The sequence below is a fragment of the Tindallia californiensis genome (assembly GCF_900107405.1).
GTDB lineage: Bacteria > Bacillota > Clostridia > Peptostreptococcales > Tindalliaceae > Tindallia > Tindallia californiensis.
Window position 1 is genome coordinate 117,198 of record NZ_FNPV01000003.1, and the last position, 12,532, is coordinate 129,729.

Annotated in this window: 11 protein-coding genes and 1 riboswitch; of the genes, 4 read left to right on the top strand and 7 right to left on the bottom strand. The window is 40.6% G+C overall.

The window, feature by feature from the left end; genetic code table 11:
• Positions 1-18 precede the first annotated feature (18 nt).
• From rimI to BLV55_RS04635, 5 genes are all read right to left on the bottom strand, one after another.
• Entirely contained in the window at positions 19-489 is a 471-nt protein-coding gene (rimI, locus tag BLV55_RS04615; RefSeq protein WP_093311715.1) for a ribosomal protein S18-alanine N-acetyltransferase, read from the bottom strand.
• Positions 486-1,208 (bottom strand): tRNA (adenosine(37)-N6)-threonylcarbamoyltransferase complex dimerization subunit type 1 TsaB, encoded by a 723-nt coding sequence (gene tsaB / locus BLV55_RS04620; protein WP_093311718.1) that lies wholly within the window; start codon positions 1,206-1,208, stop codon positions 486-488. Before tsaB ends, rimI begins: the two co-directional genes overlap by 4 nt.
• Positions 1,205-1,663, bottom strand: a complete 459-nt coding sequence (gene tsaE / locus BLV55_RS04625; RefSeq protein WP_093311719.1) for a tRNA (adenosine(37)-N6)-threonylcarbamoyltransferase complex ATPase subunit type 1 TsaE — start codon at positions 1,661-1,663, stop codon at positions 1,205-1,207. Before tsaE ends, tsaB begins: the two co-directional genes overlap by 4 nt.
• A 71-nt stretch (positions 1,664-1,734) precedes the next feature.
• A complete protein-coding gene (locus BLV55_RS04630) occupies positions 1,735-2,505 on the bottom strand; it encodes an ECF transporter S component (RefSeq protein WP_242870034.1) in 771 nt (256 codons plus the stop codon).
• A riboswitch (FMN riboswitch) is annotated at positions 2,500-2,622 on the bottom strand. (Overlaps the previous gene by 6 nt.)
• 37 nt (positions 2,623-2,659) lie before the next feature.
• Positions 2,660-4,822, bottom strand: coding sequence for a Tex family protein (locus tag BLV55_RS04635; protein WP_093311721.1), 2,163 nt, complete (start codon positions 4,820-4,822; stop codon positions 2,660-2,662).
• A 283-nt stretch (positions 4,823-5,105) separates the two neighbouring features.
• Here BLV55_RS04635 and BLV55_RS04640 point away from each other — a divergent pair, with 283 nt between their 5' ends.
• The 4 genes from BLV55_RS04640 (at position 5,106) to BLV55_RS04655 (ending at position 9,610) form a co-directional block, all read left to right on the top strand.
• Positions 5,106-6,494, top strand: a complete 1,389-nt coding sequence (locus BLV55_RS04640) for a YfcC family protein (RefSeq protein ID WP_093311722.1) — start codon at positions 5,106-5,108, stop codon at positions 6,492-6,494.
• A gap of 25 nt (positions 6,495-6,519) precedes the next feature.
• Positions 6,520-6,804 (top strand): ArsR/SmtB family transcription factor, encoded by a 285-nt coding sequence (locus BLV55_RS04645; RefSeq protein ID WP_093311725.1) that lies wholly within the window; start codon positions 6,520-6,522, stop codon positions 6,802-6,804.
• 190 nt (positions 6,805-6,994) lie between these two features.
• The gene (locus BLV55_RS04650; protein ID WP_093311727.1) at positions 6,995-8,173 is read left to right on the top strand and encodes a M20 family metallopeptidase; all 1,179 of its coding nucleotides are present in this window, start codon (positions 6,995-6,997) and stop codon (positions 8,171-8,173) included.
• Positions 8,174-8,221: 48 nt separating this feature from the next.
• Complete coding sequence (locus tag BLV55_RS04655; RefSeq protein WP_093311728.1) at positions 8,222-9,610, top strand: YfcC family protein; 1,389 nt, start codon at positions 8,222-8,224, stop codon at positions 9,608-9,610.
• Positions 9,611-9,817: 207 nt separating this feature from the next.
• Here BLV55_RS04655 and BLV55_RS04660 read toward each other — a convergent pair whose 3' ends face one another.
• Together BLV55_RS04660 and BLV55_RS14840 are read right to left on the bottom strand one after the other, a co-directional pair.
• On the bottom strand, positions 9,818-10,291 hold the full coding sequence (locus BLV55_RS04660) for a flagellar export chaperone FliS (RefSeq protein WP_093311730.1): 474 nt from the start codon (positions 10,289-10,291) through the stop codon (positions 9,818-9,820).
• A 258-nt stretch (positions 10,292-10,549) separates the two neighbouring features.
• Positions 10,550-12,514: a flagellin N-terminal helical domain-containing protein gene (locus tag BLV55_RS14840; protein ID WP_278279997.1), complete on the bottom strand. Its 1,965-nt coding sequence runs from the start codon at positions 12,512-12,514 to the stop codon at positions 10,550-10,552.
• Positions 12,515-12,532: the final 18 nt, after the last annotated feature.

Here is a 12,532-nt window from a genome sequence, read left to right on the forward strand (position 1 = left end):
TACACTCCAATACGACTATTATAATAAAAAGTCTGCTATTGTTAACTCTTTCCACATAATGATGGCGTCTTCTCCATTATCATGATAATAGCCAGGTCTGATGCCAGAAATAACAAAATCCATGCTTTTGTACAGCTCTAAGGCTATGGTGTTGCTTTTTCGAACTTCCAATGTCATTCTTTGAGAAAACTTTTTTTTCGCTTCTGCCACAAGCGCTTCCATCACTTTTCGTCCCAAGCCTCGCCTCCGAAAGGAAGGGTGTACGGCCACGTTCGTAATATGAGCTTCTTCCATAATAAGCCACATACCCCCATAAGCAGCAATTTTCCCTTCTGTTTCTACCACTTGATACACGGCCAGTTTGTTTCTCATTTCTGCCCGAAAAGCGTGATGGGTCCAAGGCGTAGGAAAACACGCTTTTTCTATCTCAATGATCCCCGGTATATCTTCTATTTCCAGTTGCCTTACCACTATTTCATGAGAATTCATCCCTGTATTCCTTTCAGCTCTTCCTGTTTCTGTTTCCAAGCCCGTTCTGCCTGAGATGTTCTTAAATACAGAGGCCTCATTTCTGCCGACGAAATAAATTGATTTTTCTCCGCTTTCTTCATCGCACACAAGGCTACCGAAGCAGCCGATGGCGAGTTATGCAAAGAGTCAGCGAATGCTGCCTGTTGTCCCAGACAGGATTTTATTCGTTGTCCATGAATTTCCACAGCATCGCCAGAAAATAAAAAAGAGTGATTCCTTTTTTTAAGTATTTCCATCCACTCTAAAAGATGAAAAACATCTGGCGGCTGATGGGTCACCCACTCACCGTTTTGAAACTCGTAAGCCGCTGTGTAAACCAGATTTTTCTGAGCATCAATCATCGGAATACACCAACCAGCATAATGAGCATTTTGTGCTGCAAGCGCTTCCAAACTATTGACAGCAACCACCGGCTTTTGTAAGGCATGAGCAAGGCCTTTCACTGTTCCTGTTCCAATCCGGATACCTGTAAAAGATCCCGGCCCTATATTCGCCGCAAAAAAATCAACCTCCCGAAGGGTTGATTCGCAGGAGGTTAACAGCTGATCCATCATGGGTAAAAGCCTTTCTGAGTGAGTTTTCTTATAATGTGTACGTATTTCTCCTACCAGCCGGTTTTTTTCCATTAATGCTACGGCTGCAACCATCGAGCTACTTTCCATTGCCAAACATTTCATGATGCTACCAGCCCTTTCAGCTTAAGTTCATTAAAATCACCTAATGGGATAAAGCAAATCTTTCGTTGGTCGCTGTCCAGCCATCTTATCTCAATTTGCAACCGCTTATCCGGCAAATAAGCTTCCACCATATCCGCCCACTCCACCACAGAAATGCCATCTCCATCAAAGTATTCTTCTGCTCCCAGATCATTGAATTCCTGAGGGTCATTCATTCGATAGACATCAAAATGATAGACGGGCACATTGCCCTCATACTCCTGTAACAGGGTAAAGGTGGGACTCGTAATATCTTCCTTTACTCCAAGAGCAGCCCCTAAGGCTTTTGTAAACGTAGTCTTTCCTGCACCTAAATCGCCCCTAAGGCCGATAATATCTCCCGGTTCAAGGTTGCTTGCCAGCTTTTCAGCTAAGGCTTCTGTTTCTCGTTGGTTATTCACTTTCACGCATATCATCTGTATGACTTCTTCCCTTCATCAAGCACAGGCATCTGTCCTGTTTTCTATTCATCTTCCGTTTCCTGAATTTACATTTTCAGCAGTGGTGATATTTTTTTATATAACAGTAAGGTGAACACAGCAATCATAGTTCCCTTAAAAATATTAAAAGGCGTCACCCCATAAATCACCAAGCTTCGTACGTCTACAATACGGCTATTAGCAACATTTCCCATCTCAATAATCGCATCAATGGGCATAAACTGTGAATACATTGGTATTAACACAAAATAGTTAGCAACCGCTCCTAAGACAGCCATAATCAGTGTTCCTACCGCCACTCCTATAACGGCATGTTTCCGATCCTTTTTGTAATGATAAATCAAGGCTGCCGGCACCACATAAAATACGCCGATAATAAAATTCGCTAATTCTCCTACGCCTCCAGACCAGCTTTTTGTGATAAAGTGAAGTAAAGCTTTCACAAATTGGATCATTACCCCCGCCATAGGTCCCATGGCAAAAGCACCTATCAAGGCTGGCAGATCACTAAAATCCAACATTAAAAACCCAGGAAAAATGGGAAGCCCAAATTCCAGAAACATTAGAATATACGCAATAACCGCTAAAACGGCTATTCTAGTGAGATGCCTGGTTGTCATTTTATTTTTTGATCTTCTTTTACTGCTTCCTACAATTTCAATGGTTTTTTCCATAAGAACCCCCGTAAAGATAATTGGTAGTTGATGGCTGATCATTACCTTCAAGTACTCTAAAGAGTACAAGAACTGACAATCAAAGGATAAAAAAGACGCCCAAATTTCTTCAGGCGCCAGGTTTGAACAATCTATCCATACCATCTTCTCGCATCCAGACTATACTGTCGGCTCCGGAATCACACCGGATCAATCGATCTAAGTGATCGACTCGCGGACTATACCGCCGGTCGGGAGTTTCACCCTGCCCTGAAGATTATAAATTTATTATACGTTATCGCAAAACAATTGACAAGGTTTATTCCTGAGGAACTCCCTTCATCGTTAAACCGATGCGTTGTTTTTTTACGTCTACCTCCAATACTTTCACCCGTACTACATCACCGACAGCCACCACATCCAGCGGATGCTTTACAAATCCATTGCGAAGCTGAGAAATATGAACCAGCCCATCTTGCTTTACTCCTATATCCACAAAGGCACCAAAGTCGATAACGTTGCGAACCGTTCCCGTCAGCTCCATTTCAGGCTCTAAATCTTCCATCTTCATCACATCAGTTCTGAAAACTGGTTTAGGTAATTCTTCCCTAGGATCTCGTCCTGGCTTTTTTAGTTCCTTTACCATATCTTCCAATGTCGGAATGCCAATTTCCAATTCTTCCGCCAGTCTTTCCAAGTGAAGCCCCGACAGTTTTTCTTCCAAAACCCGTTGCCCCTCCGCTGTAAGATCCTGTACCGATAGTCCGGTTTTTTCCAACAGTTTTTTTGCCGCTTCATAGGATTCCGGATGCACGCCTGTTTTTTCAAGAGGGTTTTTCCCTCCTCTTATTCTCATAAAACCAGCACATTGCTGATAAGCAGCGGGTCCCAACCGAGAAACCTTTAAGAGCTGCTTTCGTTCTTGAAAAGAACCAATTTCATTTCGATAGATGACCATATTTTCCGCCACCGCTTTACTGATCCCTGCTACATATTGCAACAAGGAAGGTGATGCTGTATTAACATCTACGCCTACCCGGTTTACGCAGTCTTCCACCACTCCGGATAATCTTTCACCAAGTTGTTTTTGATTGACATCATGCTGATACTGGCCGACGCCTATGGCCTTCGGTTCTATTTTTACCAGCTCTGCCAGAGGATCCTGAAGCCTCCGGGCAATAGAAACCGCTCCACGTAATGAAACGTCCAGTTCCGGAAACTCTTTGGTTGCCAGTTTAGAGGCCGAATATACAGAAGCGCCTGCTTCACTGACGATAACATAGGCTACTTCATGAGAAAAATCCGGTATAAGAGAAGCAACAAACTGCTCTGTTTCCCGGGATCCGGTACCGTTTCCTATCGCTATCACGCTTACATCATGTTTTTTCACAAATTCTTTGATGACCTCGGCTGATTTAACAAATTCATTTTGTGGCGGTACCGGAAAAATAGTGGCTGTATCCAGTAATTTTCCAGTCTCATCTACTACCGCCAGTTTGCAGCCAGTCCGATAGGCCGGATCAATACCTAGTACCCGTTGTCCAGCTACAGGCGGCTGCATTAAAAGGCCGCTCATATTTTTTCCAAACAACTGAATTGCCGCCGCTTCTGCCCGTTCCGTCAGTTCAGCTCGTAATTCTCGCTCCAGCGATGGTTGTAACAACCTTTTCCAGGTATCTGCTGCAATTTCTTGATAGGTTTCATTTCGAGGGTCTTTTTCAGAGCAGCATAAGGTTTTTTCCAACTGAGCCACCATTTCTAGCTCTGGTGCGGCCAGTTGGATTTTAAGTGCCTCTTCTTTTTCTCCCCGATTAGCCGCCAAAATCCGATGATCCGGAATTTTTTTAACCGGCTCTGTATAATCATAATACATTTCATAAACAGTTTCCGCCTCTGGATCTTTAGCTTTTGTAATAAAATCCGCCTTCTCCCATAACAATCGCCTTAACTTTTTCCGAAGATCCCCATCGTCCGATAACTCTTCCGCTACAATATCCATAGCACCCCGAAGCGCTTCTTCTGCTGTGTTGATTTCCTTTTCCGGATTCAGATGATTCTCCGCTTCCCTCAATGGAGGAGTAGTAGGGATTCTTTCTGAAACCAGCCACTCAGCTAAAGGCTCCAGACCTTTTTCTCGGGCAACAGTAGCTCTGGTTCTCCTTTTAGGTCGATAAGGTCTGTAGATATCTTCAATATCCTGTAAAGACTTTGCCTTTGCCAGTTTTTCTTCTAGCGCTGGTGTCATTTCTTCCAAACCGGTAATCAACCGATGTACCTCTTCCCGTCGTTGTTCTAAGTTCTGAAGATAAGTAAGCCTCTCATGGAAATCCCGCAAGATTTCATCACTAAGTCCACCAGTCATTTCTTTTCGATATCTGGCAATAAAAGGAATCGTGTTGCCTTCCTCCAATAATGCCAAAATTTGAGAAACCTGAGTACTTTTAAGATTAAATTCACCAGAAAGTTGTTTGATTAAATCCATCGAAAAACTCCTTTGTTTCGCCATCTAGAGGGATGTTCTATTCCTTTCTTTGGCAAGTATTTTTACTTATTAGTATATCATAAGTAGCTATTAAGCTACATATCAAGTCTGAATCTAAGCTTAGTCCTATGATCCCTTTTGACATTTCAAACAAGTAAGATATAATTATATGTACCATTCAAAATTCAACGTATCCCTTACGAAAGCGCTTCAACAAAAACATTGACAAAATCTTTTATTCTTTGATCTTCACCACTGTTTAATGTTGCAGGGAGGTTCTCCAATGAAAAGAATCAAGTTTCCTCATTCTTACGTGCTTTTCTTTTATATCATTATTTTCGTCACCATACTAACCTATTTTGTACCTGCTGGTAGCTTTGAGCGTAGTACCGATGAAAACACAGGAATCACCTATGTTCTTGAACATTCATATAAAGTAACTGAACAGAAACCCGTATCACCTTTCGGCATGTTTGAAGGTATTCTTGAAGGCATGCTAGATGCTGCTGATATTATTTTCTTTGTTTTTATTGTTGGTGGTGCCTATAGCATTATTAATAAAACTGGTACTCTCACCGTATTTATTGCTCACGTAGCTAATCTAAATCAAAAAAAAGGAAAGCGTTTAATTGTTTTTATCATGATTATTTTTTCTCTCTGTGGCACTTTTTTAGGAACGGCAGAAGAAGCTTTGCCATTTTATCCTTTATTTATTACTATTGCTCTAACGCTAGGATATGATTCTTTCACAGGTGTGGCTATGGTACTTTTAGGAACAGGTGCAGGTTTTGCTGCAGGCATCTTGAATCCATTCACTACTGGAGTTGCCCAAATACTTGCTGATTTACCTCTGTTTTCTGGGTATCACTTTCGTTTTTTAACGTATCTTCTACTTTTGATACCCTCTATATGCTACGTCCTCAGGTACGTTAAGAAAATAGAAACGAATCCTACTGCCAGCATAACTTATGCAGAAGATCAGTTAAGAAATCAGAAGCTTGATTTTAATAGGATTCCTTCCTTAGAAAATACGCATAAGAGAGTACTTACTATTATTTTCCTTTCGGTACTTTTTTTAATCTATATTGTTACTTTTGGCGAGTTTAATACCACAAAAATGGCTGCACTTTTTATTGTTATGGGAATTTTGTCAGGAATTGTTGCCAAACTAGATTCGTCAGTAATAGCTACTGAATTTATAAAAGGATCTTCAAATATCATGTATGGCGCTCTCATTATCGGTCTTGCAAGAAGCATTACAGTGATTATGAAAAACGGCTATATTTTAGACTCTTTAATTTTTCATCTCGCTTCTAGCATTGAAGGCTTTGGAAAGATTGGAGTAGGCATAGGAATGTTTGTTGTTCAAAGCTTTATCAACCTTTTTATTCCATCAGGAAGCGGGCAAGCTGCAGCCGTTATTCCGATCATGAAACCTATAGGGGATTTAACCTCACTCTCACGTCAAACAGTGGTGCTTGCATATCAGTTCGGAGATGGATTTTCTAACATTATAAGCCCTACTTCCGGCTATTTCATGGCAGCCCTTGCTATCGGAAGAATCAGTTGGAAAAAATGGGCAAAATGGGTTCTGCCTTTATTTTTATATTGGACAATCATCGGTGTTTTACTAATTATATTGTCTATTACGGTTCAACTTGGACCTTACTAGAATATACATATACTGGAGTGTTTATATGTCAGGAATTAACGAAAATACAATCGACACTGAGGTTATGAAAGCCTTATCCGATGAAACAAGAGTAGAAATTTTATTCCTTTTGGGAAATAAGGAGTTAAATGTCAATGAAATCTCTAGTAACTGTAAAATTTCTAGACCTACTATCTCGCATCATTTACAAATCATGAAACGAGCGGGTGTTTTGGTATCTAGAAAAAGCGGGAAAGAAATTTACTATTCTGTGAACAAATACAAACTAACTTCTCTCGCCGAAAGCATTCTTGCTTTTATCTATTGGTAAAAACCTATGTTTGTAGTTCAATTGAATTATTTAGAATAAATCATCAATTCCGCAAATAATAGGTTGATATTTATCAACCTATAGTATATAATGCTGATTAAGGTCACAATGATATTACATTGTGATATTTTAATGTCTAACGCGTTGACATTCTTAAACCTATCGAAACGTTATTAGGAGGTGCATAGTGATGGATCAATGGATTAACAAAAGCGAGGTCATTTCCTTAGCAGAAAAACTAATTAGTATCCAAAGTCATAAAGAAAATCAAGGACAGGAGTTTAACATCGCTCACTTTATCAAAGATGTATTTCAAGCTGAAAAAATCATGACAGAGTTAGAAGAAATAGAGCCCCACAGACCAAACATTTACGGGTTTCTTCCAGGTAGTAATAGTGATCATTATTTCATGTTTAATGGACATATCGATACCGTACCAGGCTTTAATATGGAGTATGACCCTTTCAAACCATTTATAAAAAACGGAAGACTTTACGGGCGTGGTTCAGTAGATATGAAAGGTGCTCTCGCTGCAATGATTAGCGCCATCATTGCCATAAAAAGAAAGGGAATACCCTTAAAAGAAGGAGTCGTTTTTGCTGGAGTTATTGATGAGGAGCAATGCTGTAAAGGAACAGAAAGAATTGTTCGAACTAAAGCTATAACACCTACACTTGCTGTTATTGGAGAACCCACTAATCTTAAAACTGCAATTGCTCATAAAGGAATGGAATGGATTGAAATTGCTTTCCAGGGTCTCGCTACACACGGAAGTACACCACATAATGGAGTTAATGCTATTTATCTCGCTAATGAATTTCTTACCTTACTTCGAAATGAACTAGAACCAAAGCTAAAAAATAAAACCTATCCATTGCTGGGCTCCGCCACTATAAATCCAGGAGTCTTAAAAGGAGGAAATGATCCGAATATCGTTCCAGATCATTGTGTCCTTCAAATTGATAGAAGATGGCTCCCTAGTGAAAGTATTTTAGAGCTTTACGAAGAAATCGAACAAATCGCCACTAAGGCGATCTCTAAAATTAGTGGCGGAAGTTTTTTAATCAAAAGAATGGATGAAGCAACAGCCGCCCTTTACAATATGCCCCATAGCATATCACCAGACGATCCTTTTGTTATAGAAACTCTTCGCATTGCTGAAAACATCACCAAAGTTGAATCTGAACCTGTAGCTTTCCCCGGCTGGAGCGATGGAGCTCAGCTAAGTAACAATCTCGATACTTCTGTTATCGTTTTAGGACCAGGGGATATTACTCAAGCTCACTCTAATAATGAGTTTTGTTCCATCGATCAAATTTGGCAGGCTACCCAAATATATTATAGTCTCATAGAAAAATTTTGTCTGTAAGCTTTTTTCATCATCTTATACCATCAACGATCGAATAGGAGGGTTTTTATGAATAAAATCAAGATACCTCACACATATGTACTGTTGTTTATGGTTATTGTCATTGCTGTTATTATGACCTATATTGTTCCTGCTGGAGAGTTCCAACGCGTAGAAGACCCCGAAACAGGCAGAATAGTGGTTGTCGTTGATAGCTTTGAATATGTAGAACAAACACCTGTTACACCCTTTGGATTATTTGAATCAATTCCCCAGGGTATGGTTCAAGCTGGTCTTATTATTTTCTTTGTATTAATGATCGGTGGGTCTTTTGGAATTATCCAATCCACCGGAACCATTGATGCAGGAATCGGAACAGTAGTTAAATCTATGGCAGGAAAAGAAAAATTAATCATACCCATTATCATGTTTGTATTTTCTTTAGCAGGTTCTATGTTAGGAGTTGCCGAAGAAGTACTTCCTTTTTATCCTATTGTCATAGCTCTGGCTTTAGCACTTGGTTTTGATTCAATCACTGGAACAGCAATGATTCTACTTGGAGCCGGAGCAGGTTTCGCCGGAGCCTTCGCTAATCCTTTTACGATAGGCATTGCTCAGGGTATCTCAGGACTTCCCTTGTTTTCAGGATTTACATTTCGCTTAATTGCCTATGTTTTAATTCTCGGAGTCTCTATAATCTATGTTTATCGTCACGCTTCCAAAGTACAAAAAGATCCCACCAGTAGTCCCACTTATGAAGAAGACTTAAAGCGACAACATAAGTTAGACCTTAATGATTTGAAGGAAATGACAGCACGTCATAAAGCTGTTTTCACAGTACTGATTATTGGCATTGCTTTTCTTGCACTCGGAGTAGGCTTATGGGGTTTTTACATCAATGAGTTAACAGCTCTATTTCTCATCATTGGTATTACAGCAGGTCTTGTCGGTGGACATAAACCTAATCAAATTGCTGAAGAGTTCATTAAGGGTGCCCAAAGCTTAGTGTATGGAGCACTCATCATTGGTCTTGCTACAACAATAATGGTTGTCATGGAAAATGGTAATATTCTAGATACTACTATATATACTTTAGCTAACTTAGTAGAAGGCTTGCCTACCGTCCTTAGCGGAGTTGGTATGTTTTTCGTCCAAACGCTGATAAATATTTTTGTCCCATCAGGTAGTGGACAAGCAGCAGTATCTATGCCTATCATGGCTCCTATGGCTGATGTTGTAGGAATAACTCGACAGACAGCCGTACTTGCTTTTCAGTTTGGAGATGGTTTTACAAATGTAATTTCGCCTACCTCTGGATATTTTATGGCAGCACTGGCTATTGCTGGAATCAGTTGGGAAAAGTGGGCTAAATGGATGCTTCCTCTTTTTCTTATTTGGACAGTTATAGGCATCTTCCTAGTTTCAATAGCTGTTCTTATTGACTACGGGCCTTTTTAATTAATCCTTATGACAGCATAAGTAACTTCTCCAAAAAAAGTAAAGGATGTTACCATTCCACCACTCATCTACTCTATCATCAGATGCTACATCCTTCAGTAAAAACCTATCTATGATTTGTAACTATAAAAGGAGTAGCCGCGGCCACTCCTTTTAACTCTTATCTATTAACTATCCACTTTACCCTGTAACCTATACCCTGCTTTTCTAGCCTTTCCCTAATCGATCATCGCCATCCATAAGACTTTCATTAAGGGTTCCTTTTCCATAAGTCATTCCAGCAACAATAGATGGTCCTTTTTGACTGAAAGTTTCTTCGGTAAGTGATGGGTTTTTCTCTAAATGCTGCCATCCTTCTAATATAGGCTCTAAGACTTTTTTTGCTTCTTCTAATGGTTCTTTGATGCTCCGGTTTCCAGCATCGGTTACCAATTTATTGAGGTAAATATATACTTGCCGAGAAGAAATAGCCACTTCCGAATCTCCCCATAAAGTTGCTAGCAATTCGGTTAAAATAGCTCTGGCTTTATCAACCGCTCTTTCAAGCGCTTCTTCTTCTTTCGTTTCTATCGCATTGATGCCTCGATCAAAGGCTCCATCCAATCCTTCCAACATCATTACTACTAACTGAACCGGACTTGCATTTTCAACCTTTTCCGCTAATACTTCTTGCTCTGTCATAGCCTACCCCCTAACATCTGGCTCAGTGGAGACGGAGCCCCCATGCGCCTTTCCCTTATCTTTTACCTCTAACCTGTTCCCTTTTAACTTATACCCTGCTTTTCCGTTACCTGATCTTTTCCTTATCTTTTACCTCTAACCTGTTCCCTTATCTCCTATAACCTGCTTTTCTATAACCTGCTTTTTAACTCTAATCTCTTAACTTTTAACTTTTAACACCCTATAGGGTGCAGGCTGCTTTTCCAACTGCTTCTATCCCTATCCTTGTAACAACTGCAGTACCATTTGCGGTTGCTGGTTTGCCTGAGCAAGCATGGAGGTTCCTGCCTGCATCATCACGTTCATTTTCGTGTATTCGCTCATTTCCAGAGCCATATCCGCGTCTTCTATTCTCGAAAGAGCCGCTGTCATATTTTCCATCGTATTATCTAAGTTGGCAGAGGTATATTCCAATCGATTCTGGATAGCTCCCAGTTCCCCACGAAGCTGAGCTACTTGAATGATAGCGTTATTGTACACGGTGATGGCAGCGGTAGCGCTTTCTTCATCCGAAACGTTAAGAGAATGCTCAACCATGCCTTCAGAAAGTCCATCCGTAACCCCTTTTACCTGTCGATAGGAAGCACCTCTGACTCCGGTATTTCCATCCGGTGTTTCAGAACTGATATTAAGCTGTACCGCTCGAATATCTCCAACGGAAAGACGGAATCCCTGTCCCTGATTTGGTCCAATTTGTAAGTTAGCGACAAACTCCTTCGGAGTGCCTTCCAGGAATATAGATTGCCCAGCAAATCCTTCTTCTGTAGCCGTAAACACAATACGATCAACATAGGTCCCTACTGTGCTTTCAACGGTAATGTCTGTCCCTGAAGCGGTAGTTTCGGTTATAGTAATGGGGTTTCCTATATCAGTTGCAGTGAATGTTCCTTCGTCACCAATAGCCGTTTCTAAATTTGCTATTGTAGCGTCTAGATCAGCACCAATTTCCACTCCGGAATCATCATTGGTAAAAGTAAATTCCACGCCTCCAATAGTAATGGTTTCCCCTGCTACCGGCTGGCTTAGTAGTTCGAAGGAGTAAACTCCTTCTACTTCACTACCAGCTGTATTATCACTTGGTGTTATCACCTCAAAATTAACCGGTGTACTGATTCGATCTCTTTCAATACTATCAATTCCTGCAAAATCCATGCCTGTAATAATATCAATAATCTCTTCCAAATCTCTTGGGTTACCATCTCCATCGCTGATATCAATTGGTCGGTATGAACCTGTATAAGGCTCTACGGAACTGTCAAAAAACTCAATTTTTGTGCCACCAATGGTTAGAGTTGATCCAGCTTCCGGTATCTCATCAAACAGAATACTTCCTTCTGCATATCCGGTATCTACTTCCGCTTTACCACGAGCTGTGATTGGCTGTGCTTTTAGATCACTATCATTATAATCTTCTTCACTCATCAACCCAAAACCATGCAGGGCCAGTTTTGTCCCTTCAATCTCTATATTGCTATTACCACCTACCGAGGTGCTTCTAATTTCTATATTGCCACTACTAGTCAAAATAGCATTTCCTAAGTCTCCAATGGCATCATTAATAACTTCTACCATTTTGTCTTTTTGTTCTTCTTCCGAACTACTTCCATCGATACTGGCAAGACGTATCACTCGTTCTTCTCCATCAATGGTAATGGTCATGTCTTCGCTGGATAAATCCGCATCACCTTTTATTTGATGAGGTGACACAATCGTTGCTGCTTCTCCCGTACTCATACGGTGTACGGTTGTATTGGAATTTGGACCTTCATTTCCTCTCAGCAGGTTTCGAGTATTAAATTCTGTACCGTTAGCAATACGGTTTACTTCTGAAGTTAACTGGTCTATTTCTGATTGAATGGCTTCTCGGTCATCATCTGTGGTGGTTCCATTGGCTGATTGCACCGCAAGCTCGCGCATTCGTTGCAACATGGAATGCACTTCGTTCATAGCTCCTTCCGCCGTCTGGATCAGCGAAATACCGTCTAAAGTATTCTGGCTGGCTTTTCGAAGACCACGAATCTGGGTTTTCATTTTTTCACTAATGGCCATACCAGCCGCGTCGTCTTTTGCACGATTAATTCTGCGTCCAGAAGACAGTCTTTCCATTGTTTCAGATGCTGAATTGTTGTTTCGACTTAAAATTCGATGGGCATTTAATGCCGGGATGTTATGATTAATTCTCATGGGTGATTCCCTCCACTC